This window comes from Acinetobacter sp. 479375, assembly GCF_000581715.1.
Taxonomy (GTDB): domain Bacteria; phylum Pseudomonadota; class Gammaproteobacteria; order Pseudomonadales; family Moraxellaceae; genus Acinetobacter; species Acinetobacter ursingii.
On the sequence record NZ_JEZN01000029.1, the window covers coordinates 1 to 26,101 of the forward strand.

The window sequence follows — 26,101 nt, forward strand, 5'->3', positions numbered from 1 at the left end:
AAATTGGTAAAGCAAGAAATCATGCAGTACAAGGCTGTTGGGACAAGGGTCAAAAGCAGTGGAAACGAGATATTGGTTATCATCGACGATCCCGAATAGAGGCTAAAATGTTTGCCTTGAAACGACTTGGACAAGGTGTATCTAGTCGATGCTTTAATCGTCAGGTGGTTGACTTGCAAATAAGAGTCGATATTTTGAATAAATTTACTCAACTTGGTACAGCTAAAACGGTGGCTGTTGCATAAATATCTGAAGATTAGAACAACTCTACCTTTCGTCTATTTGTGCAACAAAGCCGGTGAAGAGTAATCGCGTTTTCAAAACTTCACTATAAAAATATTGTGGATTTTCATACTATAACGGCGTTCAAATAATTCATATGACTTAATTAATTTTTGGAATTTTTATGTTAATGCGGTTTAAACAACTTACTCTTTCGTTGTGTTTTCTTGGTTTAAGCGCAACTGCTTGGTCACAAACCGTATTGGTCAAAAGTGAAAAGAATATCGAAGAATATAAGCTGGATAATGGTTTTCGGGTCGTTCTTGCCCCAAACAATAAAGAAAATAAAGTCTTTGTAAACACCATTTATTTTACAGGTTCTTTAAATGATCCAAAAGGTAAGGGGGGACTGGCGCATCTTTTGGAACATCTGGCATTTAAAGGCACGCAGGATGTCAAAGGGGATGAGTTTCAACGTAGGCTTGACCAGTACACACTCATGACCAATGCCAGTACAGAATATTATTCTACACGTTATACCAATATTGTACGTCCCGAGCCACAAGCCTTAAATGAAATTCTATATTTAGAATCGCAACGAATGGATAAATTGGTATTACAGAAAAAATTTGTACCTTCTGAGATTGAAATCGTCAAACGCGAACGTGAAATCCGCATGGATCAGCCATTTTCAGTGTTAATGGATCAAATGTTTAAAGCGGCGTATGGCAATCAATATTTGGGTCGCTTACCGATTGGCGATTTACCCGAGCTCAAATCAATTCAACTGGATGAAGTCAATAAGTTTTATCGAACATGGTATGCACCTAATAATGCTGTAATGGTCATTTCAGGGAAATTTGACAAAGCAGAAGTGTTAAAGAATATTGATAAAAACTTTAGCCCAATTGCTGCACGTACGATTCCTGCCAGTGTACAAGTGCCAAAACTGGATTCAAGTAGAATCAATCCACGCAACTTTTTAGTTCAAAAGGGCAGTGATTTGGCTAAGTTTCATATTTATATGAATGGACAAAATCAGAAAATCCAACCTGCATTGGCACTTTCGCCGTTACTTTATACCATGCAACCGAGTGGACATTTATATAAGGGATTAGTTGAAACGGGGATCAGTACCGCAGTTCAATCGACCACATGGTTAGATCAGGATTTTAATCTTGTGTTTCTTGGGGCGATTTATGCACCGAATAATGATGAGAAAAAAGTCGAATCTACCCTGATTTCTCAGGTGGAAAATGGCAAAGCATTTGACGACACCGAGTTAAAACGTGTCAAAACCCTGATGCAAAATCAGGCAGATCTGATCATGAATGATGCGACTGCTTTGGGTTCGCGTTTGAGTGATTATATTGTCTCCTCAAAAGGTAATTGGGGGCAATATTTTAATGATCTGGATGCGGTGAAGAAACTCAATGTGAATGAGGTTAATCAAACTTTAAAACAGTTTTTAACGCCTGAACATCGTATTGCGGGGGATATTAAACCCACCCCAGAAGAACAAAAAAAGGCACTGGAACAAAAAAAGCAGCAGGAAAAACCCAAAACGCTAGATCAACAACAAGCTGCTGAAGAACCTTTAAAAGATGCCAGTATCTATAAGCAGGAAGTCAGTCAATATGTAAAATCATCGGCAGATTATTTACAAAATACTGAGAAAAAAATTCAACGCGGTAAACTTAAAAACGGTATGCAATATGCGTTGTTCCCAACGCAAACCCGAGATGATCGTGTTTACGCTACGATCACGCTTGATTTTGGTACGGAAAAATCTCTATTTGATAAAGGTACAGTGCTGGATTTAACTTCTTATTTGTTGCTGCGTGGTTCAGACAAATATACTTTACAGCAAGTTGCTGATAAATCGATTGAAGCGGGCGGTGCTGCGACAGCGACCAGTGCAGATAATGGGATGACCATTAATATTCAAGCGCGTAAAGACAAATTTGAAGACTTTTTTAAATTTGTGGTCGAGGTGATGAAACATCCAAGTTTTGAGCAAACCCAGTTTGATTTGATTAAGTCACAAAGCTTGGCCAGTCTGGATCGTCCATATACCGAACCTGAGACTGTAGCTGCTTTGAATTTGGCACGACTTATTGAAATTTATCAACCAGGCGATTTGCGTTACCACTTTGAACCTGAATTTGCAAAAAAGCAGCTTAATCAAGCGACGCAGGCACAAGTCAAACAGCTTTATAATCAATTCTTTGCCATGAATCATGCTCAAATTGCAATCACAGGCGATTTTGATGCTAAAAAAATGCAGCGATTCATCGCTCAATCATTTGGTTCTTGGTCAAGTTCACAGCCTTATCAGAAAATTTTATCGACAGATACGGATTATCCTGCTCAGAAAGTACATGCCTTGTCTGAACAACGCGAATTTGGAAACTATCAAAGTATTTTGACTTTCCCTGTGGGGGTGGATCATCCCGATGCACCAGCGTTGATTGTCTTTACCAATATTTTAGGTCAATCACAATTATCTTCACGTTTAGGGCAGGAACTTCGTGAGAAAAATGCATTGGTCTACGGTTTTGGTAGTGATTTACAACTAGATAGTGACACCAATGTGGGTGCGCTAACCATTGAAGCTAACTATACCGCAGGGCGTGGTGAGCAAGTTTCTCAAACGGTGCATCATGTCTTGCAAAAGTTATTGCAAAGTGGAGTCACCGAACAAGAATTAGAATCTGCCAAGGCTGATATTTTGAAAAAACGAGTCACCACATTAGAAGATGAACGCAGTATTCATCGTATGCTGAATAGTCAGTTAGAACGTGGTAAAAATATGCTAGATCGAGGACAACGTGATCGAGATATTGCCAAGTTAAACAAGGCGGATATTGATGCTGTGATTAAAAAATACATCAAGCTCGATCATTTTGTTGAGGTCATGGCTGATCAATATGGTCAAGCTGCAAAGAAGCCTTAAAATATTGATCATTTAAAGGCTGCTTAGGCAGTCTTTTTTTATATATTTGGATTTGACTCAATAGTAAAAAAAAGGCTATGTTAATTTTGTTGAAAATATAAAAGTTCAAAATAAAGGTAAAATCATGTTGAATAAAAGCACAAGATCGTTCGCTATCATTGCATTAATGACATTATTGGGCAGTCCAGCCCTTGTTTTAGCCAGTACGGAAACCAGTACAGTTCGCAGTCAAAATGGGAGCTTGGTTTATCTTGGGGATAGTTACGCTAATCTAATGCAAAAAATGCAGCAAGCGCCTGTTTCTCAGCGCAGTTATGAGTGGGAAGAAAATCGCAAAAAATTAACCGCAGTCGATTATATCTATTTGATTGATAATACCTATTATACAGTGACCATTGTGAATAATGTCGTTAAAAAAATTGTTTGGGATCGTAAAATTGATCACTAAATTTTATAGACTTCTTTCATCACTGTTTAGATTGTCTTTATTTTCTCCAAAACAAAGAAATAAAAGAACTGATGAAAGAAATCTTAAGATAAAAGACATAAAAAAAAGCCCGAAAGGGCTTTTTCTCAATGGTTGTGATCGTGTTTATGATCATGCTTATGCGTATGAAATTCTTCATTTTCACGAAAGCGTAAATAGTTATCAAACTGTTCGCAATACTCGTCATAATTATCTTCAAGCATCATTTGGAACTGTTGCAAAACATATGACATCACTTGTTGTTTGGCATCACGCATTTCATTGCCATCTTTAAAGTTATTGGCAGCAACCCAAGTATTAAAACGCGCTGTTCCAAATAACATGGCTGCACTGACCTGACCGCGAACTTCGGCAGGATTTGGTTTTTCACCCTTCTTAGGGCGGCAAAACTCATTGGCAAGTTTAATAAACTCATCAGCACGCTCAAAAAAAACTGCATTTAAAGCTTCTTCTTCAGTGATATCAGTGGCATCAATTTTTTGAGACATGGCTTTTTCCAACACAAACGAATGCCGCTATTATACGTGAAAGCCTTGCATAAACTAAACCTTTGATCTAGGCTTAAAATAGCCTAAGTAAATTTACAACAGGTGCTTTATGCAAGATGCAATCGCCATTCAACGTTTAAAAACGGACATCGCTGTATTGCGTCAGCATAGTTGGCCACCTGAACATTTGGAGCATGTCGAAGGTTTACCGATTTATTATGGTTTGCAAAATGAAGTTGAACAATATTATCTTCAATGGAAAGAATTGATTGAAAGGGCACAAGCGCTATGCCAGCCTTTTATGCAAGATGAAGTCTTAGATGCAATTCATTTACCTAGCCATTTAAATTTACCACTATTCTTCTTTCATGTTGATCGGATTCGGATTAATAAAACTCGGGCGAAAGAATCCAAGACCTTTAGAGGTGTTGCCAGCTTAATCGAAAAATGTGGACAGTTTGACACAGATCAAATTTTTGCCATGCAGCAATGGCTGGAAAGCGATGACACAACCGCTTTAGTGGCTCATCGCGAATTTATTGATTTAAGAACTTATGTTTTTCAGCATGGGCAAAGTGACTATACCCGTACCCGATTTTATGTAAATGGTATTATTCTAGGCGTTGAGCCGCATTTTAAACTGGTCGATGCTCGTGAAAAGCCAAGAAAACAACGTAGTGATAGTTATCAAGACCCGATTGCGGACAATGGTGTCTGGAAAGTCTTTGCTAAGCATCGTTAATGTATAAAATGAGATCTAAGCCTAAAACTTAGATCTCATTAACTTACCAAAACACTTTAATGTCTGCCAATTTTTTCAACGCTTGTTCGGACTCATGTAAAAGTTGCTGCTGTTTGGCTTTACTCCAACCCACGGCAAACCAGTATTCAGCTTGTTGATCGGCAGATTGACTAAAGACCTGCTCAGTCACGTGTAAATCGTTATATAAACCAAGTTTGTCTTGAACAGCTTGCAATTGTTTTAGATATTTTTTTACCGATTTTCCATCATATAAGCTTGAAACAAACTCAATGCAATAACGTAATCGTTTACAGCGTTTACGGGTACGATGTCTTGCTTCAACTTCAAGTTGACTAAAATGATCAGCAACATGAATGATGTTCTGATGCAATTGGTTCAATGACTTCTCGATTTTTTTCTTGAGTTTTGATGATTCTTTATGATTTGTTTGCTCGTGATAACTAAATGCTAAAAGTTGTAGCAGTAAACACATGGTTTCTGTTTTTTGAAAAAGTAGATGAAGCTGTTCATCTATTATTGCCGTTTCAGGTAAATTTTGAAAAGGCGCGTCTGCTTTTAATAATTCAGGCAATATTTCATCCCGAACCACGTCTAAATCACGAGTTGTACCAAGCGCCTGAAAAATTTGCTTAAGCTGCGTTTCCCATAAAGGATCAATATCCTCTGACCAAGATTTAAAGCTTTTAAAAATACTACGCATACGTCGAATCGCGATACGTGCCTGATGAATGTGTTCAGGATCAGCAACCCCATCTGCAATCACTGCGACATTGGGTAATAACTGTTGTAATGTATTTGATACCATTTTTCGTATGGCGGCATCTGGGGAGTCTTTTTTACTTAATATCAGGCTTTTGGCTTTCACCGCAGGAGATGCTTTTTGTTGAACTGACAATAAATTACCCCGTTCAGCCTTACTACACACATCGAGCCAAAGCTGATATTTTTTCACCCAGTCTTGGGTAAATAAAATCAATTGTTCGGGTGAACCTTGCTTTAACTCAAACTCAACTTCGCAAATTTTTTCGGATAGCTCTGCTGCGGAAACGATGCCATCATCCAGACAAACTTCAATGTCTGTTTCATCAATGGAAAAAATTTTAAAAGTACGCTGAACATCTGTTTTAAATTGCAACATTAACTGCTGTTGTTCACCTAATACTTGGTCAAGTAAATCCTTAACAACTTTATTTTCCGAAAATAGCTCAAGATTTAATTCGGGTTCAACATCACATTGACCTAAATGAACTTCATGTTCAATGCGTTCCAAATGGTTTTTACCCGAAGCTTTAAAAGTTTGTACCCAATGATCACCTTCCTGACGTAACCGAATGGCCATGTGATTTTGCGCAAGTAAGCGATCTGCTGTGTCATAGTACTTGGCTTGTAAATGAATTTTTTGGGCAGTTTTGGGCTTTAGTGCTTGCAATACACTTTTTTTCTTACTCTCAGGAAGCTGAAATTTTAGTTCAATTTCGACCATGAGCTTACTCCTAAAACTTCTTTAGATTTTAATGGCTTAATTTTGCTTAAGCATAACATTAAAAGCTGTTTTGAAATTGTAAGATTTCATGAGGTCAGCTTTGATCGTTGTATATCAGAGTACATGTAACATGTTCTATCACTCCATTTCATATTACTGGAAAACAGGCTTTTTAAAGATTGAGCTTTCAGGTAAAGTGAGGAATAAATAGTCTCAGGATGATGACCATGAATGCGCCAGTAAAATTGCAAAAAAATTCCAACAGCAATCTAAATATTCAATTACCCATTAAAAATTATCAGGAATTTTATTACTTCTATCTCACTGAACATCGCAATATTTTAAGCCGTCGTTTACATGTTGCGGGAAGTAGTGTAGGGCTCTATTTTTTGAGTAAAGCAATTCGTAAGCGTAAACCGAAGTACATTGCTTATGGATTACTTTCAGGTTATGCCTGTGCGTGGGTTGGACATTTTGTTTTTGAAAAAAATAAACCTGCCAGTTTTAAGCAGCCACTTTATAGTTTTATTTCAGACTGGAAAATGTTTTCAGATGTGGTTCGAGGTCGACTTAGTTTAAAAGACCGAAAATTGGATAAAATTAATAGTTGAGTATTTAAAAGCTTAACAATCAGTAAAATGATGATGCTTTGAATCAAGCAAGTTTAGATATATTCATTACTATTTTATACAGTTAATTTTTGATTATTTAATTTATTTTTAAGGTAACTCATTTCTTAAAATATAGTAAGTCGTAATTGATTATTACTTGCCTTTTTAGTGAATAAAATTTGAGGTGTTATGTTGATATTTATAAAATTAATTGTAATAAAATTCATGTAATTATAAGAAATGAACTGGTTAAGTTATAAATCTGTATTGATCTTTTAAGTATTTATTCTAATAATTGTCAAACAATAAGGTTTGGATGCCTTAGACCTTATCGTATTTACGACAAATTGATAGGATTTCCCATGAGAAAATTAACAACAGCACTCCTACCAGTAGCATTACTTGCTACAAGCTTTGCAACACATGCAGCAACTTCTGACGGTAAAACTTTTAGTGTTTCCGCTGGGTGGTTACACATTATGCCTCAAGGCGAAAAGCAGGGCGTTTATGGTCAAAATAATTTAACTAAAACTCCTGTTAATGACCCAAATGCTGGCTTTGAAATTGATGATGCTGACACTGGGGCTGTGCTTTTAGATTATTATGTAAATGATAATGTATCTTTAGAACTTGTCGCTGGGGTGCCACCTAAAATGGAAATTTTAGGTAAGGGCAGTATCTTAGGTGGTGCGGTCGATCTTTCGAAAGTAGGAAAAGTGGGTGAAGTAGATGCTTATACTCCAGTTCTTCTTGGGAAGTATCAATTCGGTACAATTAATAGTAAATTTCGCCCATTTGTAGGTGCAGGTATTATGTATGCACACTTTGATGGTTTTGATCTTGAATCTACTGTAAACCCTGCTTTAAATGCGGCTGTAGGCGGTGGAGCATTAGGCTTATCTGCGACTAATGTAAGTATTGATGATGCTGTTGCTCCTGTAGCGACGATTGGTGCGGACTATAACTTTAATAAAGATTGGTTTGCGACAGCTTCTGTAACTTACGCTCACTTAAAAACTAAAGCGACTTTAGACATTAATTCATCTACTTATAACAGTACAGTGATTAAAGGTGAAACGGATATTGAGATTAATCCGATTGTAACTTTTGTCGGTCTTGGTTACCGCTTCTAATTGATTCAAATCTAAAGAGACTCGATCATTGATCGGGGCTTTTTTATGGGAAAAATTAAAAATAGATTCGACTTTCACATTATTTAATCATGATTTTTGCTATAGTGATGCAGTTTATTATCTAGATAAGAGTAGTTAAATGTTAGAAGCTCATCATCGTAAAGCATTATTTTTTATGGGATTGGGGTTATGTTTTCTATTTTTTCTTATTGGAATGGCTTTTTGGGCAGCAAAAAGCGATGCAGAAAATCAGCGCCAATATCAGCAACAACGCGCAGAAATTGCCAAAAAATATAACCAATCTGATGCTGAATAAAACAGAATTTTATCAGCTTAAAATCTGAATGATTACAAAATGTCTTTATGTAATTGACGAATACTGGGGACTTCAGTATATCGAAAAACATAATATCCAGCTTCTTTAAACATCTTGTCGCGCACTCGATCTTCTTCTACTTTTTCCAAATGACTGGGGTCGTCGAGTTCTATGACCGCGATCACTTCAAGCGCATCATTTAAAATGACAAAATCTGTGACTTTTCGATTAAATTTACGTCTAATTTTATAGTGATTACTGGTAATCAAAGCACTAAAAGCGACTTGGGCCAGAACATGATGATTGGGAAAAGCATGTTTCAACCGATGAAACATTTTTGATTCAAAAGGCGTGATTGGAGCGCGAGCAAAAAATTGTTGTCTGGAAAATAAAAATGATTTAAAGCAAGCAATTAGAAGCAATAGACTGCATATACAGCCTAAACTTAAAAAGAATATTTGAGATGAACTCAACACACTTTGCCTATACTCAAAAGAAAACCCACTCTAAATAGAGTGGGTTAAAAATTTGGCTCTCCCACCTGGGCTCGAACCAGGGACCTGCGGATTAACAGTCCGTCGCTCTACCGACTGAGCTATGGGAGAATCTGGAGTAGGATTCTAAAAGGCAATCGATTTTCGGTCAAGCCTTAATAAGCTGAAATTATTAAAAAAAGTTTAACTGATTTAAAAATAGTCAGATACTAGTTGCTTAGCTTTATTTTCAGATTTTTTTATTTAATCAAAACAATAGATTTCTTTCATGATTCTTAGATTAGCATTTGAAGTGTAACACTGTGTCGTTGCCATAATACCTGACTCGGACTCATAAAAGACGTCTAATATTAATTCGAATCTGTTTATGATAATTTGCAAGTGTTATACAATATTTTTGCGTTTTAAGGTTGAATCTGAGTTTTTATTGTATTTTATTATTTTAAGTGCAATTTAATTGCGTTTTATCGGTGCAAACGCTTATTATTGCTGCTTAATTATAGTATCAACTCATTTATTGTGGTTTTCATTCAACTGATGTTGAATTTAATTGAAAACACAATAAATTTCAATTGGGTAAAGACCTGATATGAATGATTCACTTGATGAATATGATTTTAAAATCTTGCAGCATTTGCAATGTAATGGTCGATTAAGCAATCAGGAATTGGCTGAAATCATTGGTTTATCAACTTCACAGTGTTCCCGTCGTCGTATCGCGCTTGAGCAAAATGGCATGATTCAGGGCTATTATGCCCAGTTGCATCCTGAGGCTGAGTTACAGCCGATCATGGGAATGATTGAAATCAAGTTACTTCAATATAGTGATGATGTTTTGAACAGGTTTCTGGATTTTGTACAACATGAGAACATGATTCGTGAAGTTTATAAACTGACGGGTAATTTTGATTATTTATTAAAAGTGATGGTGCGCGATTTAAATGAAATGAGTCAACTGATTAATAAACTGACTACGCTAAAAATTGGGGTAAGTAATTGTCATACCTCTATTGTTCTTGAGCGTATCAAAGAAAATTATCAAATGATGAATCTGGATCAATCACATGACTAATCTGACTGCTGATCTAAATCTCAATGCTGAGATCAAAACTCGACCACATACTTATATTGAAGATGGTCTTGCGATGATTATTGCGACCTTTATTATCTCATTTGGCATGATGTTGATGCAGCAGGCGGGAACACTGACAGGTGGGACAGCAGGTTTATCTTTATTGATTCATTATGCGACAGGACTAAAATTTGGTCTGGTTTTTTTCTTGATCAATATTCCATTTTATTATTTGGCATACAAACGCTTAGGTATGCCCATGGTGATCAAAACTTTCGTGGCGGTCGCGCTACTTTCTGTGTTAACAGAATTACATCCTTATTTTATTCATGTTGATGGCTTAACTCCATTGTATGCCACTGTTTTAGCCAATGTGTTAATGGGCTTGGGTTTTCTGATTTTATTTAGACATCGTTCAAGTCTGGGTGGTTTTAATTTGCTGGTTTTATTTATTCAAGAGCGTTATGGAGTTCCAGCAGGCAAAGTTCAAATGGGTTTGGATATTAGTATTTTACTGGCATCAGTTGTGTTCGTCAGTTGGACATTACTGGCTATTTCTATTTTAGGTGCAATCATCCTTAATTTGATATTGGCACTTAATCATCGTCCAGATCGCTATGTAGCTTAAATGATCTATACGCTTAAAGCAGCAGGGGCAATCCTCGCTGTTTTATTTACTTCTCACAAATAGACATCCAGCCATGACAATAAAAAAAGCCTACATTAAATATGTAGGCTTTTTTTGAATCTTGGCTCTCCCACCTGGGCTCGAACCAGGGACCTGCGGATTAACAGTCCGTCGCTCTACCGACTGAGCTATGGGAGATTAGTTTTGGCTCTCCAACCTGGGCTCGAACCAGGGACCTGCGGATTAACAGTCCGTCGCTCTACCGACTGAGCTATTGGAGAATCTGATGCGCATTCTAGGCACATCTTATGTACAGGTCAAGGATAAAAACTGAAAACAACATTTAAATGATTTATTTATCATCAAAACATAAACTTATGCTGCTTTATTCGGCATGCACGATGTCTTTAAAATGGTTTTAACCAAAGAAGATACAAACAATTGTCTTTTTGAGCATAACAATCTTATGAAAATGTTTTCTCATGGTCTTGAGTATTAGGCTAAGCAAAAATACATTTATTGTTTAATCTATAATTAACTGACTGAAATTTAAAATATTTATTTTTATATCCTTTGTTTTTTCATTTTTATAGTTATCATACAAAAGTATAATTGTTGACAATATTGTTGATTTTAACCAATTAAACCTTTATTTTTGACTTATTAAATATTAATTGTTGACAATGTCGTGACAACTGAAATAACTCAACCGATTAAAGAGCTAAACTCAATCACGCTCACCGATCAGATATTTAGAAAGATTCAAACCGCAATTGTCAGTGGTGATATTGCCCCAGGTACTAAAATTTCTGAGCCTGAGCTTGCTCGCGTTTATGGGATTAGCCGTGGGCCATTACGTGAGGCGATTCATCGTCTTGAAGGGCAAAAGCTGGTTGAACGTACTGCGCATGTCGGTGCGAGAGTCGTGTCGTTGTCACATCAACAGCTTTTCGAGCTATATCAAATTCGTGAAACTTTAGAAGGTTTGGCTTGTCGTTTAGCTGCACAGAGTATCGATAAACAGCAAATTTTAAATTTGCGTGAAGTGTTGCACTTGCATGCGCAAGATCCAAACTTTAAAGAAGGTAAAGGTTATTACTTACAAGAAGGTCAGGATGATTTTCATTATTGCATCATCAAAAACTGCGGTAATAAAACTCTTGAAAAAATGCTGTGTGATGAGCTTTATCATTTGATTCGTATGTATCGGGTGCAATATTCCAAAACGCCAAATCGTCCACACAAAGCGCTATCTGAACACATTCGCATATTAGATGCGATCGCAGATGGCGATGCTGAACTGGCAGAGCTTCTGATGTGCCGTCATATCGCTTCATCTTATCGCAATATCCAAAAACATTTTATTTAACCCGATGTTATAGCTCAGTTATAAAGACAAGGAGTAACAAATTCATGTCAGTATTATCCGCAGGGCAAAAGTTTAGAGAAGCAGTTGCCACTGAGCATCCACTACAGGTTGTGGGTGCAATTAATGCTAACCATGCTTTATTGGCACAACGTGCAGGCTACAAAGCCATTTATTTGTCTGGTGGGGGGGTTGCAGCAGGTTCATTGGGTTTACCTGATTTGGGGATCAGTAACCTTGATGATGTTCTAACCGATGTTCGTCGTATTACCGATGTCTGTGATTTGCCATTATTGGTCGATGTCGATACAGGTTTTGGTGCTTCTGCTTTTAATATCGCGCGTACCACCAAGTCGATGATTAAGTTCGGTGCGGCAGCGATGCATATCGAAGATCAAGTGGGCGCAAAACGTTGTGGACATCGTCCAAACAAAGCGATTGTTACGCAACAAGAAATGGTGGATCGTATTAAAGCAGCAGTGGATGCGCGTACTGATGAAAACTTTGTGATCATGGCACGTACCGATGCTTTGGCTGTAGAAGGTTTGCAAGCTGCAATTGACCGTGCAGGGGCGTATATCGAGGCGGGTGCAGATATGTTGTTCCCAGAAGCGATTACAGAGCTGGCCATGTATAAGCAGTTTGCCAATGCCACGAAAGTGCCTGTTCTAGCCAATATTACCGAGTTTGGTTCTACGCCATTATTTACTACGGAAGAATTGGCTTCTGCCGATGTCAGTATTGCCTTATATCCACTTTCAGCATTCCGCGCGATGAACAAAGCCGCAGAAAATGTGTATCAGACTTTGCGTAAAGAAGGCACGCAAAAGAACGTGGTCGAAACAATGCAAACCCGTCAAGAATTGTATGAACGTATTAACTACCATGCGTTTGAGCAATATCTTGATGGAACTTTTGCGAAGAGTAAATAATTTTACCCCTCCTAACCTCCTCCAGAGGGAGAGGGAATTCACGAATTTAAGCCCTTCTTTCATGAAAGTCTTAGTAATCGTGAAGGCGGCATGGATGCCGCCACGTTGGGCTGCGGTAGCAGGGAAGTACCGTCAGGTCAACAAAGGATTTTTGCTTACTTTTGATCCCTCAAAAGTAAGTCCAGCCGAAGGCTTATCCTCAAATAAGATGAGAGTTCGGTAAGACACCGCTACGAAATTCACCAAAGGATATAAAAAGGACAATCTTATGAGCAGTAATGAAACAACCACAGGCTTCAAACCAAAAAAATCAGTTGCACTCAGCGGACAAGTGGCAGGCAACACTGCACTCTGTACCGTAGGCCGCAGTGGCAACGACTTGCACTACCGTGGTTATGACATTCTCGACCTTGCAGTCGGTAGCGAATTTGAAGAAGTCGCACACCTATTAGTACACGGTAAACTTCCGAACAAAGCAGAACTTAAAGCGTATAAAGCAAAATTAAAAGCACTTCGTGGCTTACCAGCCGCATTGAAAACCGCACTTGAGCAACTGCCACCATCTGCACACCCAATGGATGTGATGCGTACGGGTGTTTCAGTTTTAGGTTGCCTAACCCCAGAACATGAAGACCATAACGAAGCGGGCGCGAAAGACATCGCTGACAAATTAATGGCAAGCTTGGGCTCAATGTTGTTGTACTGGTATCACTTCAGCAACAACGGTCGTCGTATCGAAGTTGAAACCAACGATGACTCAATCGCTGCACATTTCTTGCATTTACTGCATGGTGAAGCGCCATCTGAAGAATGGATTCAAGCCATGCATACGTCTTTGATTTTGTATGCAGAGCATGAGTTCAACGCATCGACATTTACTTCACGTGTGGTTGCAGGTACAGGTTCAGATATGTATTCAGCAATCACTGGCGGTATTGGTGCGCTGCGTGGTCCAAAACATGGTGGGGCGAACGAAGTTGCATTCGTGATTCAACAACGTTATGACAATGCTGATGAAGCAGAAGCAGACATCCGTAGTCGTGTTGAGAAAAAAGAAGTGGTGATTGGTTTTGGTCACCCTGTTTACACTGTTTCTGACCCACGTAATGAAGTGATCAAGAAAGTGGCGTGTGATCTTGCCGAAGCGCAAGAGAACAACAAGATGTATCTAATCGCTGAACGTTTAGAAGCGGTGATGAAAGAAGTGAAAAATATGTTCCCGAACCTCGATTGGTTCAGTGCGGTGAGCTATCACTTGATGGGTGTGCCAACCGCAATGTTTACCCCATTATTCGTGATTGCACGTACCGCAGGTTGGTCAGCACACGTGATTGAACAACGCCAAGACGGCAAAATTATTCGTCCAAGCGCGAACTATACGGGCCCTGAAAATCTTGAATTCAAACCATTGGCGGAGCGTGGTTAATGAACACAAAATATCGTAAACCACTGCTGATTCAAAAAAACGGGGATACCCAGCTTGAATACTATGACGTGCGTCAAGCCGTGGAAGATATTCAGCCAGGCGCATATGAAACTTTACCATACACCTCTAAAGTGTTGGCTGAGCAGCTTGTGCGTAAAGCTGATACAGAGAACTTAACTGATTATTTAAAACAACTCATCGAACGCCGTCAGGATCTGGATTTTCCTTGGTATCCAGCACGTGTGGTTTGTCATGACATCTTGGGCCAAACCGCACTGGTGGATCTTGCGGGCTTACGTGATGCGATTGCCGATAAAGGCGGTGATCCATCCAAAGTCAATCCAGTCGTTCCAACCCAGTTGATCGTCGATCACTCTTTGGCAGTAGAATTCGGCGGCTTTGATCCTGACGCGTTTGAGAAAAACCGTGCAATTGAAGATCGCCGTAACGAAGACCGTTTCCACTTTATTGAGTGGACGAAGACTGCATTTAAAAATGTCGACGTGATCCCTGCGGGTAACGGCATCATGCATCAAATCAACTTGGAAAAAATGTCTCCAGTGATTCAAAACCGTGATGGCTTGGCGTTCCCAGATACATGCGTAGGCACAGACTCACATACGCCACATACCGATGCGCTTGGTGTGATTTCAGTCGGTGTCGGTGGTTTGGAAGCTGAAAATGTCATGCTCGGTCGTGCTTCGTGGATGCGCCTACCTGACATCATTGGTGTGGAATTGGTTGGTCAGCGTCAAGCTGGTATTACTGCAACGGATATCGTACTCGCATTGACTGAGTTTTTACGCAAAGAACGTGTTGTCGGTGCTTATCTAGAGTTCTTCGGTGAAGGTGCTGACAGCATGTCTGTGGGCGACCGTGCTACGATTTCCAACATGACACCTGAATACGGTGCAACTGCTGCGATGTTCTACATCGACCAGAACACCATTGATTATTTACGTCTGACAGGTCGTGAAGATGCACAAGTAACTTTGGTTGAGCAATATGCCAAAGAGATCGGTCTTTGGGCATCTGATATGACCAAAGCTGAATATCCACGTGTATTACGTTTTGACTTATCTCAAGTCACTCGTAATATTGCAGGACCATCAAATCCACATGCTCGTGTTTCTACTGCTGATTTGGCGGCAAAAGGCATTGCAGGGAATTTGGATGCAGCAAAAGCACAAGAAGCAGAAGGTTTGATTCCTGATGGTGCTGTGATTATTGCTGCAATTACCTCTTGTACCAATACCTCAAATCCACGTAATACAGTGGCAGCAGGTCTATTAGCACGTAAAGCCAATGAATTAGGTTTGGTGCGTAAACCTTGGGTGAAATCTTCGTTTGCACCAGGTTCAAAAGCGGCTGCGCTGTATCTTGAAGAAGCAGGCGTATTGGAAGACCTTGAAAAACTGGGCTTTGGTATCGTGGCGTATGCATGTACCACGTGTAATGGTATGTCAGGCGCACTTGACCCTGTTATTCAACAAGAAATCATTGATCGTGACTTATATGCAACCGCAGTCCTTTCGGGTAACCGTAACTTCGATGGTCGTATCCATCCATACGCAAAACAAGCGTTCTTGGCATCTCCGCCATTGGTGGTGGCGTATGCAATCGCAGGAACGATTCGTTTTGACATCGAAAAAGATGCACTGGGTACAGACAAAGATGGTCATCCAATTTACCTGAAAGACATCTGGCCTTCGGATGCTGAAATTGATGCCTTAGTCAAAGAAGCGGTGAAGCCTGAACAATTCCGTAAAGTTTATATCCCAATGTTTGACTTAGGCGTAACGGAAGAAGCGGAAAGTCCGCTATATGATTGGCGTCCAATGAGTACTTACATCCGCCGTCCACCGTATTGGGAAGGTGCATTGGCTGCACCACGTACCTTAACCAATATGCGTCCGCTTGCGATCTTGGGGGATAACATCACCACTGACCATTTATCGCCTTCAAATGCGATTATGATGGATTCGGCTGCGGGTGAATACCTACACAAAATGGGCGTACCTGAAGAAGACTTCAACTCATATGCAACCCATCGTGGTGACCATTTAACTGCGCAACGTGCGACATTTGCCAACCCGAAACTGTTTAATGAAATGGTGGTTCGTTCAGACGGCATCATTAAACAAGGTTCAAAAGCACGTGTAGAGCCTGAAGGTGAAGTGATGCGTATGTGGGAAGCGATTGAAACTTACATGAACCGTAAGCAACCGTTGATCATTGTCGCGGGTGCGGATTATGGTCAGGGTTCTAGCCGTGACTGGGCAGCGAAAGGTGTTCGTCTTGCAGGGGTTGAAGCGATTGTCGCAGAGGGCTTTGAGCGGATTCATCGTACTAATTTGGTCGGTATGGGTGTTTTACCGCTTGAGTTTAAAGCAGGTGTAAACCGTAAGACGTTGAAGTTAGATGGTACGGAGCTGTATAGCGTGATTGGTAATATTGCGCCTCGTTCGACTTTGACTTTAGTGATTGAACGTGCCACAGCGGATGGTAAGGAAGAGATTCTGGAAGTGCCTGTGACTTGTCGCTTAGATACTGAAGAAGAAGTTTCTGTGTATGAAGCGGGTGGTGTATTACAGCGTTTTGCACAAGACTTTTTAGAAGGTCAAGTGGCTTAATATTTTAGCTAAAAGTTATTGATATTGTTTGAAAAAGCCCTATCTTGATGATTAATGCCAGTCAGTTAAGCTGATTGGCATTTTTTCTTTGGATATTTTGGATATTTTGGATATTTTACTTTAACCACTCTCGGACACAGCCTTTGCTTTTTTCAGGTAATACATACATTTTTGAACTTTCTAATAAATGCTCTAAATGTTTAGGCAAATTACCTGCCGACTCTAAATGCGTGTGCCTCAATATATTGATAATACTCATCGATGCGATATGAAAACTGATCTTTAATGGGCTTAACTTTGCTCGTTCAGCCATAAATCTCATCTGCCGTCTCAATACATTATATGCAATCAATACACCCCATAATTCCTGGATAAATCAAATCAGGCTGCTTGCTTCTTAAAATCTAGACATCTTGTAAATCACTTTTAATTTTTCCGATAGCATATCTCAATTTCCCAGCGTTGAATGTAAAGCATGCCAACCTCTTTGGGTGGATATGCTTTTGAATCCATTAAAGATGTAATGTATCGTCTAGTTTTGCCTAAATGTTCAATGTCTATTAAACGAGCTTCCCAATATTCTCCCAACAATGGATTCAGTTTCTTCGCTCTAGGTGAAACAGACATTCTGATGTGAGCATCATGTTTTGAGTGTTGTTTTATAACTTCATAACGTAAATTATCTTTGGCTTGCATCAGCCAATGACTGTCTTGTGTTTGGGAATGCCAATTTATTAGAAAATCACCGGAGAAATAAGCCCGATCAAATAAAGTGATACTCTGCGGAGGCGCTTTAAGTTGATTTGCTAGAGTAAGTTCTCCCTGATCCATACTTCCCAGTTTAGCATCTATGATTTCATGAGTATTGGCATTAACCAGGCAAGTTGCTCTCATCTGGGGATTAGGAGCAGGAACAGTTTTACCTTTCGACGAGCCAAAGCGATTAAAATTTTCTTTAGTATGTGGCATAGACCAGACAATACCATCAACTGCACATACACTAAGACTTTGAAAACCTGAATATTGTTGCTGTGACTCCTTAGACCATGTCTGGCTAAGCGTAGAAAAAAATGCTTGCAAGGGTTCCAGACCCAAACGTTGGCGAGCCTGTACGGATGCACTGGGAACACAATATTCCGTTGTACCAAAGACAAGTCGAAAATCTTATTTTAAGTTCAGATTGGCGTATGAAATATAAAAAAGAATAATCTACTCAAATATGAATGACTTTGTTAAAAAAGTAAGCTGTTTATCTTTATCTCAGATTTATAAATATAAATATTTTCTGATCTTTGTACCTGTGTAGACAGTTAAACAAACATCTCTCTTTAGACTCATCCAGAGCATAATACCAAAGATGATCACAGCACGTCTCATATTAGATCTGAATGATACGGAGAAATGATCATCAGGTATAGGTTTAGTTAATCATTCTTAGATATCTATAACAGCAGAATGTATGGATATATATCGAGATACGAAAGAAATAATTTCGTAAGAAAACTCATCCAGCATTGTCTGGAAAAGTACCAAGAAAGCATGGTTCATTTCTGTTGGGTATTTTAACTCGCTTGCGATCTATTTGATAGTACCTCTTTGTTTATTCTTACTGTGGTGGGTAGCGTCAAACGAGCAATGGATGCCTGCCCAAATTTTACCTACCCCAAAAGACACATGGAATTCTTTCGTTGAAATAGCATCTCAAGATCTGTGGTCACAGCTTGAGATCAGTCTTGAGCGCTTTGGTCTTGTCTTATTGTCAGGTGCATTAGGCGGCGTATTTCTAGGTGTTTTACTGGGTTATAGCCGCATTGCAGAACAATACTTATCTGCAACGTTTTATGCGTTGGTCATTAAATTCAAAGAATTAGGTCGCCCTCATACCCAAGTTGCCACTTAAAATTGATTCATTTAGGATTGCTCTAATCCTTAAATCTTTGTGCAACAAAGCCCAGTACTACTACACGCAAAAGGCACTATTGCAGAGTAGAATACATTGATCCTTCACAAAATAATTTAGAGGTTTTTGAATAGTAATACTACAATCTAAATAATGCTCTGTAGTTTCTTATTCACTGAGGGCATGCATAATTTTCTATTCCAAATAAAAACATTTTAAAGAGTGCGGTAACCATTTAAAAATAGGCGCACTGTATTTTGTACATTTTCTTGCAACAGCTTTGTATTCGGTAGATAGGATTCATCTCGAAGCAAATAATAATGCCCAAAAACACATAGCTGAATAAATTGAATGGTTGCAGTCCCGATATTTTTAATATGATAGCCTTTTTGCTGATTGAGTTGGGCTAAGAATTCTTCGACAGGTTGACGGCTTTGCATCATCAGGGTGTTGATCATATCTGATAATTCTTGAATACGTTGTACTTCAGGAATTGTCATCCGCAGTAACCGTATATTTTCCAAAGAAAACCAGCGTACAGCAATAAACATACCAAGTTCATATAAACTTTCAGCATTCACAACTTTATTCTTAGACCAGTCTCGAATATCCTGAATATATTGTTCAACTCCTGCTTGAATTACGGCAATAAATAAGTTGGTTTTATTTTGATATTGTCTATAAATAGTCAGTTTGGAGACCTGGGCTTTTTTAGCTATACCTTCAATACTACTGGCTTGGAAACCATTTTCTAAAAAATAAGCAGAGGCAATATTTAATAAGTGTTGATGCAATGCCTCAGAATCCTGTCGGGTAGGGCGCCCTGTCAATACCTTTTTTAATTTCGTACAATCATTTGTCATCTAGCTGGCTTTTTGATATGTCGTCTAAAGGTTCTATTAAAAAGACAATTAAAAGAATAATCAATCTCTGTTCGTATAATCATTCAACAAAACTATATATGAACAATGAATAACATTATACCGATTAATTATTTTTTATTTAAATCTATTTCCCTTATTTTAAAAACATAAGTGAACGATATCGTTTACTTAAATTCTTATTATCAAACATGAAAAAACGATCAAGAAATTTGAAAATTTGTAATTTAAGTAAGCTCAATTATGTGAGAAAAATATGAGTGAATCAAAGCGACAAATAAAATTAGGGGCTTTTTTACAGAGTGTGGGGCATCATCTAGCCGCTTGGCGACATCCAGAGGTGAATCCTGAAGACGTGACAAGCCTAGAACATTTAAAGAATTTGGCAAAAATTGCAGAGCAGGGCAAATTTGATGCTATTTTTTTTGCAGATGGTCTAGGGTGGCCACAAGCCGCACCGCATTTATTAGCCAAAGGAGCGCCTGCATACTATTGGGAACCCTTAACTGTTTTATCGGTACTGTCTCAAGTCACTGAGAAAATTGGCTTAATTAGTACTATCTCAACTTCATACTTAGCACCGTTCCATTTAGCTCGTTTATTTGCGTCTTTGGATCACATTAGCCATGGGCGCACAGGTTGGAATTTAGTGACTTCAGGCACTGATTTTGAAGCTAAAAATTTTAATTTAACTGAGCAAAACAAACATACAGAACGCTATTTGCGTGCACGTGAATATGTCGATGTGGTCAAAGGTTTATGGGATAGTTTTGATGATGATGCCTATTTATTTGACCAAACATCGGGAAATTTTTTTGATGCAACCAAATTACACTATCTCAATCATCAAGGTGAGTTTTATTCAGTTGCAGGACCATTACAATCTGCACGACCAGTACAAGGTTATCCTGTCATCGTACAAGCAGGTTCCTCGGAAGATGGCCGCCACCTAGCAGCAGAGACTGCTGAAGTCGTGTTTACAGCACAGCAAACTTTAGAAGGTGCTCAGGCTTTTTATCAAGATATTAAAGCGCGCGCGGCTACTTTTGGTCGTGATCCAGACAGTATCAAAGTCATGCCGGGCATTATGCCAATTGTTGCAGAAACGTATGAGCAAGCATTGGAAAAATTTGAACAATTACAATCTTTAATTGACCCAGTTGTCGGTGTTGGTTTGCTGTCTGCATTTTTAGGCAATATTGACTGGGAAAAATATTCTTTGGATGATCCTGTGCCTGATTTTCCTGTGACAGAAGGTTGGCAGAGCCGTCAGCAATTATTGCTTAATTTAGCCCGTGCAGAAAATTTAACTATTCGCCAGCTCTATAAAAAAGTCGCAGGGGCGAGAGGTCATAAAATTTTGATTGGCACACCAGTTCAAGTTGCAGATGAGCTTGAACATTGGTTTAACAATGGTGCAGCCGATGGTTTTAATATTTTAGCTCCGACATTCCCCATTGGTTTAACCGACTTTGTCGAACAGGTGATTCCTGAGTTACAGCACCGTGGCCTATTTAGACATGAATATGAAGGCACTACCTTACGTGAACACTTAGGTTTAACCCGTCCACGGAGCCAATATCATGACGCAGCTTAACCTTAAACATGTGGAAGTAGAACCCGCCGAATTTGCTAAAGTTGAACAACCCGCTCTTGACTATTTGTTTGGACGTAAGGTCACAGCGAAAGTCTTTTTTCTACTGTGTTTATTGATGGTTTTTGACTTTGCTGATCGGATGATTATTGCCAGTATTTTGCCATATATACAAAAAGACTGGGGTATTAGTGATGCGCAGGCAGGTTTACTAAGTTCTATTTTGACTTTGGGCATGGTTTTGTTTGCTTTTCCAGTATCCATGCTAATTGAACGCTATGGCCGTATTAAAGTTGCCAGTTTGATGGGGATATTCTGGGGGATTGCGTCTGCTTTAGGTGCATTTAGCTCTAGCCTTTCTCAGTTAGCTACCACACGTTTATTTGTGGGTATTGGTGAAGCGGCGTATGCCCCAGCTTCATACTCGTGGATAAGTACCGCATTTCCACGCCGTCGATTACAACTAGCACTCGGTATCTTTTCTGCCAGTCAACCGATTGGTATGGCGGTCGGTATTGCCTTCGGTGGCTATGTGGCACAGCATTATGGTTGGAGACATTCGTTAGGGTTGCTTGCAATTCCAGGAATCGTTGTTGCATTTCTGTTGTATCGTGGCCGTGATTATCAAAGTGTTTTAGTTCATGAACATGTTGTACAAACCAAGCGGGCTCAATCTGGAACGACTCATTCAGAAATATCTTTAGCTTCTTCTGTGCCGTCTCGCTGGACCTTGATCAAGCAGAATTGGAACGCGATTCGGCACACGCCTTCGTTGTTACTCACTTATGTCACTATGGCGGTCGTTACCTTACAGTGGATTCCTGTGGTGTTCTTTTTGCCAAGTTATTTACACCGCGTGCATCATTTAGAATTAGCGCAAGCCTCGCTCATGACCAGTGCATTTTTACTGGTGGGTATTCTTACTTTGCCACTCGGTGGTTGGGTTTTAGACCACCTGACACAACGTTTTTTTAAAGCAAAATTCTACGTCTCACTGGTTGGCTATGCTTTGGCTACAATATTTTATGCAATTGCTTTTGGATTTTTGACAGATTTAAAACTGCAATTTGGCCTAATTGTTTTGGCTGGAGCAGTTTTAAGTTTTTGCAGTTCTGGCCCATTGAGCTTGACCCAAGAATTGGTTCCAGTCTCTGCCCGAACCTTGTCGGGAACAACTTCTGTGATGACCATTCACTTATTGGGTTCAATCCCAGGACCATTTATTGCGGGTTTGATTTCTGATGCCTATGGAATCTCGCCTGCGCTTACAGTGCTTCCAATCATCAGTGGAATAGTTGCACTTGGGTTATTGGGCGCTGCTTTGTATTTTTATCCAAAAGACATTGCCAAAGTTAAGCACAGTCATTTGGAGATCTTAAAACAATGAGTGTTGAAATATTATTTTTCTTCGACTATTCAATTGAACGGTTACAAAAGCACATACAACTTGAGCGATGTTGAATCGCTTAGATACTCAAAAAACGTTATTGGATCATTTAAATATTATTTTTCAATCGAAAAGTAAGAGCAGTTTTTGACTTTAAAAATGGACCATTTCCACTGTATATGCATTAAAAACGAAATTTTTCGGGGTAAATCATGAGTTTGAACACATTGAAAGTAGTAGGATTACGAGTGGTCGCATCAAGACCATTTATATTAACCACCTTGTCTGTTGCAATTGCGGCTGTATCACAATGCATTTATGCAGAAGAATCACAGACTGGAGTTGAATATCTAAAAGTCAGTGAGCAAAATGTAGATGCGATTCAGCTTGAGGCCGTTACAGTCACTGCCCGTAGACGAGTTGAAAGCGAACAAAAAGTCCCCGCACCGATTACTGTGCTGAAAGGTAAACAGCTTGAAGAAGCCAAGATTTATCAGGTACAAGATTTACAACAACAATTGCCTAACTTCACCTCACAATTCATTCATGCGCGACAATCTAGTGTGGCTGTACGAGGGATTGGTAATAATACTGCCAATGAAGGCTTGGAAGGCAGTGTAGGGATTTACTTGGACAATGTTTATTTAGGGCGACCGGGACAAGCGGTATTTGACCTATTAGATATTGAACAAATTGATTTACTGCGTGGGCCACAAGGAACTCTATTTGGTAAAAACACCACAGCGGGAGTTTTAAATATTACATCGAAGCAACCCATTTTTGATCGAGAAGGGAGTGCTGAAATTTCGGTAGGTGAGCGTGGCTATAAGCAAGCGAAGGCGATGATCAATCAACCTTTGTCTGATACTGTAGCTGTTCGATTATCGGCTTATGGAACCCATGATGATGGTTGGGTTGAAAATACTCATACAGGTGAAGATCTCAATGAAATTAATCGCTTTGGTGCGAGAGGACAGCTTTTATATAAACCTGACGATGCGTTTAGTCTAAGAATTATTGCTGAGCATAATCGCGAAGATTCAAGCACAGGTTCTTTGGTGCCTTATAGCTTTGCGCCTTGGAATCCAAATGGAAATCCAGCTAGCTATTTACCGTTAGGCGTAGCAGGTTCAAATGCAACAACCTATGCAGAACGTGCTAAATTGCTCGGTGCAAAAAATATTGACCGTAATCCCTATGATTATAAAGTCGACTTCGATGCCGAACAGCAATCTAAAGTAGACCAAAGTGCTGCTTCTGCAGAAGCCAACTGGTTATTTGACAATGGTTTTAAGCTAACCTCAATTACAGCATGGCGAGATTGGAATTTTAAACCCAAGAATGATTTAGACTTTAGCCCTTTAGATGGTATTACAGGTGGCTTTGAAGTTGAACAAGATCAGTTTTCTCAGGAAGTCCGCTTAGCCTCACCAAGCAGTGATACTTTCGACTACGTCGTCGGGGGCTATTATTTCTATCAAGATATTACCAGTAACAATGCGTATCGTACGGGGACGGATGCGGCAGCACTCACAACGGCCTATCCCAACAATGCCTATCTTTCAGGTACAGGCCGTTCAACCACTGACAGTTATGCTTTGTTTGGACAGTCGACATGGCATGCAACAGACAAGTTTGATTTAACAACAGGACTACGTTTAACTTCCGAACGTAAAAGTGGTGAAGTTCAACAAAATAACGTCGAGCCTATTATTTACGCATCACTAAGCCCTTTATTTAAAGCCTTTAACTCGGGGCCTTTATCAAGGAAAGACAATAGTGTTTCGGGTTTAGTGACAGCAAGTTACACGTTTAAACCCAATATTTTAGGTTTCGCAACTTTCTCTACAGGGGAAAAATCAGGTGGCTTTAATATCAACAGTGTTGCCACGCCTGCCGCTATTCTAGGTAATGATGCTTTAAATATTGACCCAGAAAAAGCCGAAAACATTGAGATTGGACTAAAAACTGCATGGTTAGATCAACGTTTATATGCAAATATCAACGCCTTTTATACCAAAATTAAGGACTATCAAGCAGTCACCAATATTGCTTTAGGCAATCAGTTTTTAGGCCTGCTGACCAACGTTGGAGACTTGACCAGTCAAGGTGTCGAAATTGATTTAAAAGCGAAACTGAACCGTCAATTTGCCTTGAACTTTAATGCTGCATATACAGATGCAACTTTTGATTCGGGAACAGCGCCGACACCTTTTGAAGAATTTAATGGTGCCGGAGGGACGAGTGATAGCGGCTATGGCAAGGGTTACCGTGATATTTCGGGCAATCGTGTCAATGGTGCGCCACGTTGGACGGCAAATTTAACTGTTCAGCATCAGCATGACGTGTTTGCCAATACACAGCACTATAGTTTAGTTAACTATGGTTGGCGCTCAGAGATTTTTTCAGATGTAAATAATTCAATTTATTCTAAAATTCCAAGTTATGGGGTATTGAATTTAACCACAGGTATTCGTATTACTCATGGTAAAAACAACGTCGATATATCTATTTGGGCAAAAAATGCCTTGGATAAACATTATTACTTAGGTTTGGTTAATTCTGGAAATGGTGTATACGCAGGTTCCGCTGCACAACCACGAACAATAGGAGCAAGCATAAAATATAATTTTTAGTTAATTTATGGGCTTTGTTGCACAAATAGACGAAAGGTAGAGTTGTTCTAATCTTCAGATATTTATGCAACAGCCACCGTTTTAGCTGTACCAAGTTGAGTAAATTTATTCAAAATATCGACTCTTATTTGCAAGTCAACCACCTGACGATTAAAGCATCGACTAGATACACCTTGTCCAAGTCGTTTCAAGGCAAACATTTTAGCCTCTATTCGGGATCGTCGATGATAACCAATATCTCGTTTCCACTGCTTTTGACCCTTGTCCCAACAGCCTTGTACTGCATGATTTCTTGCTTTACCAATTTCATTTTCTGCCCATAAAGCAGCATTGGAACGAGGAGGGATAATTACATTTGCTTGCCGTTTCAAAATCGCATCATAACAATTCACTGTGTCATAAGCACCATCAGCCGTGACAGATGCAATGGGTTCATCAATTTGATCTAAAAGAGGTTGGAGCATTTCAGCATCACCATATTGGCAGGTCGTGACTTCAACCGCTTGTATTTCTCCACTGTTTGCATCTGTCGCAAGATGTAATTTCAGCCATTGACGATGTTGGTTTACGCCATGTTTTTTACGCACCCATTCCCCATCACCTGTAACTTTGATCCCTGTGCTATCAACTAAAATATGCAAGTCTTCCTGTGGATTTTTTGCTGATTTATGTAGAAGTGGCTGCAGCTTATCT

General features: G+C 39.3%; 20 protein-coding genes, 3 tRNA genes and 3 pseudogenes. 17 read left to right on the plus strand and 9 right to left on the minus strand.

Annotated features, from left to right (window positions below):
- The 3 genes and pseudogenes from J500_RS15130 to J500_RS15140 form a co-directional block, all read left to right on the plus strand.
- Positions 1-245, plus strand: a pseudogene (locus J500_RS15130) (IS5/IS1182 family transposase); the annotation flags it as partial.
- A gap of 161 nt (positions 246-406) precedes the next feature.
- Positions 407-3,178 (plus strand): M16 family metallopeptidase, encoded by a 2,772-nt coding sequence (locus tag J500_RS15135; RefSeq protein WP_034700396.1) that lies wholly within the window; start codon positions 407-409, stop codon positions 3,176-3,178.
- 124 nt (positions 3,179-3,302) lie between these two features.
- The gene (locus J500_RS15140) at positions 3,303-3,626 is read left to right on the plus strand and encodes a hypothetical protein (protein WP_034700397.1); all 324 of its coding nucleotides are present in this window, start codon (positions 3,303-3,305) and stop codon (positions 3,624-3,626) included.
- 125 nt (positions 3,627-3,751) lie between these two features.
- Here J500_RS15140 and J500_RS15145 read toward each other — a convergent pair whose 3' ends face one another.
- Positions 3,752-4,153, minus strand: a complete 402-nt coding sequence (locus J500_RS15145) for a DUF3144 domain-containing protein (protein ID WP_004987043.1) — start codon at positions 4,151-4,153, stop codon at positions 3,752-3,754.
- 109 nt (positions 4,154-4,262) lie between these two features.
- Between J500_RS15145 and J500_RS15150 the strand changes: the two genes are divergently transcribed.
- Positions 4,263-4,895, plus strand: a complete 633-nt coding sequence (locus tag J500_RS15150) for a hypothetical protein (RefSeq protein ID WP_034700398.1) — start codon at positions 4,263-4,265, stop codon at positions 4,893-4,895.
- Between the two features lie 43 nt (positions 4,896-4,938).
- On the opposite strand, the gene J500_RS15155 is transcribed toward J500_RS15150, so the two are convergent.
- Complete coding sequence (locus J500_RS15155) at positions 4,939-6,399, minus strand: CYTH and CHAD domain-containing protein (protein ID WP_034700399.1); 1,461 nt, start codon at positions 6,397-6,399, stop codon at positions 4,939-4,941.
- 227 nt (positions 6,400-6,626) lie between these two features.
- Between J500_RS15155 and J500_RS15160 the strand changes: the two genes are divergently transcribed.
- The 3 genes from J500_RS15160 to J500_RS17580 all read left to right on the plus strand — a co-directional run bounded on the left by J500_RS15160 (position 6,627) and on the right by J500_RS17580 (position 8,459).
- Positions 6,627-7,010 (plus strand): DUF962 domain-containing protein, encoded by a 384-nt coding sequence (locus tag J500_RS15160; protein ID WP_034700400.1) that lies wholly within the window; start codon positions 6,627-6,629, stop codon positions 7,008-7,010.
- A 362-nt stretch (positions 7,011-7,372) separates the two neighbouring features.
- Positions 7,373-8,143, plus strand: a complete 771-nt coding sequence (locus tag J500_RS15165; RefSeq protein ID WP_034700402.1) for an OmpW/AlkL family protein — start codon at positions 7,373-7,375, stop codon at positions 8,141-8,143.
- 139 nt (positions 8,144-8,282) lie between these two features.
- Positions 8,283-8,459, plus strand: coding sequence for a hypothetical protein (locus tag J500_RS17580; RefSeq protein WP_004987023.1), 177 nt, complete (start codon positions 8,283-8,285; stop codon positions 8,457-8,459).
- Positions 8,460-8,491: 32 nt separating this feature from the next.
- Here J500_RS17580 and J500_RS15170 read toward each other — a convergent pair whose 3' ends face one another.
- Both J500_RS15170 and J500_RS15175 read right to left on the minus strand, forming a co-directional pair.
- The gene (locus tag J500_RS15170) at positions 8,492-8,935 is read right to left on the minus strand and encodes a DUF2726 domain-containing protein (RefSeq protein ID WP_034700404.1); all 444 of its coding nucleotides are present in this window, start codon (positions 8,933-8,935) and stop codon (positions 8,492-8,494) included.
- Positions 8,936-8,988: 53 nt separating this feature from the next.
- Positions 8,989-9,064: transfer RNA gene (locus J500_RS15175), tRNA-Asn, on the minus strand.
- A gap of 478 nt (positions 9,065-9,542) precedes the next feature.
- On the opposite strand from J500_RS15175, the gene J500_RS15180 reads away from it, so the two are divergent.
- A complete protein-coding gene (locus J500_RS15180) occupies positions 9,543-10,025 on the plus strand; it encodes an Lrp/AsnC family transcriptional regulator (protein WP_004998658.1) in 483 nt (160 codons plus the stop codon).
- Complete coding sequence (locus J500_RS15185) at positions 10,018-10,653, plus strand: YitT family protein (protein WP_034700406.1); 636 nt, start codon at positions 10,018-10,020, stop codon at positions 10,651-10,653. Before J500_RS15180 ends, J500_RS15185 begins: the two co-directional genes overlap by 8 nt.
- A gap of 122 nt (positions 10,654-10,775) precedes the next feature.
- On the opposite strand, the gene J500_RS15190 is transcribed toward J500_RS15185, so the two are convergent.
- A tRNA-Asn gene (locus J500_RS15190) sits at positions 10,776-10,851 on the minus strand.
- A gap of 7 nt (positions 10,852-10,858) precedes the next feature.
- Positions 10,859-10,934, minus strand: a tRNA-Asn gene (locus J500_RS15195).
- Between the two features lie 407 nt (positions 10,935-11,341).
- Between J500_RS15195 and J500_RS15200 the strand changes: the two genes are divergently transcribed.
- From J500_RS15200 to acnD, 4 genes are all read left to right on the plus strand, one after another.
- Entirely contained in the window at positions 11,342-12,022 is a 681-nt protein-coding gene (locus J500_RS15200; protein WP_004987017.1) for a GntR family transcriptional regulator, read from the plus strand.
- 44 nt (positions 12,023-12,066) lie between these two features.
- Entirely contained in the window at positions 12,067-12,951 is an 885-nt protein-coding gene (gene prpB / locus J500_RS15205) for a methylisocitrate lyase (protein WP_004998656.1), read from the plus strand.
- Between the two features lie 268 nt (positions 12,952-13,219).
- Positions 13,220-14,377, plus strand: a complete 1,158-nt coding sequence (gene prpC, locus J500_RS15215; protein WP_034700409.1) for a 2-methylcitrate synthase — start codon at positions 13,220-13,222, stop codon at positions 14,375-14,377.
- A complete protein-coding gene (acnD, locus tag J500_RS15220) occupies positions 14,377-17,010 on the plus strand; it encodes a Fe/S-dependent 2-methylisocitrate dehydratase AcnD (protein WP_034700411.1) in 2,634 nt (877 codons plus the stop codon). The genes prpC and acnD overlap by 1 nt, the downstream gene beginning before the upstream one ends.
- Before the next feature lie 65 nt (positions 17,011-17,075).
- Here acnD and J500_RS17870 read toward each other — a convergent pair.
- A pseudogene (locus tag J500_RS17870) lies at positions 17,076-18,168 on the minus strand (IS4 family transposase); the annotation flags it as partial.
- A gap of 355 nt (positions 18,169-18,523) precedes the next feature.
- On the opposite strand from J500_RS17870, the pseudogene J500_RS17905 reads away from it, so the two are divergent.
- Positions 18,524-18,865: pseudogene (locus J500_RS17905) on the plus strand (ABC transporter permease); the annotation flags it as partial.
- Between the two features lie 260 nt (positions 18,866-19,125).
- Here the strand turns inward: J500_RS17905 and J500_RS15235 are convergent.
- Entirely contained in the window at positions 19,126-19,704 is a 579-nt protein-coding gene (locus J500_RS15235; RefSeq protein WP_171063808.1) for a TetR/AcrR family transcriptional regulator, read from the minus strand.
- Between the two features lie 343 nt (positions 19,705-20,047).
- Between J500_RS15235 and J500_RS15240 the strand changes: the two genes are divergently transcribed.
- The 3 genes from J500_RS15240 to J500_RS15250 all read left to right on the plus strand — a co-directional run bounded on the left by J500_RS15240 (position 20,048) and on the right by J500_RS15250 (position 25,408).
- Positions 20,048-21,388, plus strand: coding sequence for an LLM class flavin-dependent oxidoreductase (locus J500_RS15240; protein ID WP_004998640.1), 1,341 nt, complete (start codon positions 20,048-20,050; stop codon positions 21,386-21,388).
- On the plus strand, positions 21,375-22,772 hold the full coding sequence (locus tag J500_RS15245; protein WP_004998638.1) for an MFS transporter: 1,398 nt from the start codon (positions 21,375-21,377) through the stop codon (positions 22,770-22,772). Before J500_RS15240 ends, J500_RS15245 begins: the two co-directional genes overlap by 14 nt.
- Before the next feature lie 212 nt (positions 22,773-22,984).
- Positions 22,985-25,408, plus strand: a complete 2,424-nt coding sequence (locus J500_RS15250) for a TonB-dependent receptor (RefSeq protein WP_004998635.1) — start codon at positions 22,985-22,987, stop codon at positions 25,406-25,408.
- A 62-nt stretch (positions 25,409-25,470) separates the two neighbouring features.
- Here the strand turns inward: J500_RS15250 and J500_RS15255 are convergent.
- The coding region (locus J500_RS15255) for an IS5-like element ISAba10 family transposase (RefSeq protein ID WP_034700413.1) at positions 25,471-26,101 on the minus strand (631 nt) is incomplete at its 5' end.

Excerpts from the sequence above, each read along its gene's own strand:
- J500_RS15135 (WP_034700396.1), top strand. The coding sequence starts at position 407 with ATGTTAATGCGGTTTAAACAACTTACTCTTTCGTTGTGTTTTCTTGGT.
- J500_RS15140 (WP_034700397.1), top strand. The coding sequence starts at position 3,303 with ATGTTGAATAAAAGCACAAGATCGTTCGCTATCATTGCATTAATGACA.
- J500_RS15145 (WP_004987043.1), bottom strand. The coding sequence starts at position 4,153 with ATGTCTCAAAAAATTGATGCCACTGATATCACTGAAGAAGAAGCTTTA.
- J500_RS15150 (WP_034700398.1), top strand. The coding sequence starts at position 4,263 with ATGCAAGATGCAATCGCCATTCAACGTTTAAAAACGGACATCGCTGTA.
- J500_RS15155 (WP_034700399.1), bottom strand. The coding sequence starts at position 6,399 with ATGGTCGAAATTGAACTAAAATTTCAGCTTCCTGAGAGTAAGAAAAAA.
- J500_RS15160 (WP_034700400.1), top strand. The coding sequence starts at position 6,627 with ATGAATGCGCCAGTAAAATTGCAAAAAAATTCCAACAGCAATCTAAAT.
- J500_RS15165 (WP_034700402.1), top strand. The coding sequence starts at position 7,373 with ATGAGAAAATTAACAACAGCACTCCTACCAGTAGCATTACTTGCTACA.
- J500_RS17580 (WP_004987023.1), top strand. The coding sequence starts at position 8,283 with ATGTTAGAAGCTCATCATCGTAAAGCATTATTTTTTATGGGATTGGGG.
- J500_RS15180 (WP_004998658.1), top strand. The coding sequence starts at position 9,543 with ATGAATGATTCACTTGATGAATATGATTTTAAAATCTTGCAGCATTTG.
- J500_RS15185 (WP_034700406.1), top strand. The coding sequence starts at position 10,018 with ATGACTAATCTGACTGCTGATCTAAATCTCAATGCTGAGATCAAAACT.
- prpB (WP_004998656.1), top strand. The coding sequence starts at position 12,067 with ATGTCAGTATTATCCGCAGGGCAAAAGTTTAGAGAAGCAGTTGCCACT.
- prpC (WP_034700409.1), top strand. The coding sequence starts at position 13,220 with ATGAGCAGTAATGAAACAACCACAGGCTTCAAACCAAAAAAATCAGTT.
- acnD (WP_034700411.1), top strand. The coding sequence starts at position 14,377 with ATGAACACAAAATATCGTAAACCACTGCTGATTCAAAAAAACGGGGAT.
- J500_RS15240 (WP_004998640.1), top strand. The coding sequence starts at position 20,048 with ATGAGTGAATCAAAGCGACAAATAAAATTAGGGGCTTTTTTACAGAGT.
- J500_RS15245 (WP_004998638.1), top strand. The coding sequence starts at position 21,375 with ATGACGCAGCTTAACCTTAAACATGTGGAAGTAGAACCCGCCGAATTT.
- J500_RS15250 (WP_004998635.1), top strand. The coding sequence starts at position 22,985 with ATGAGTTTGAACACATTGAAAGTAGTAGGATTACGAGTGGTCGCATCA.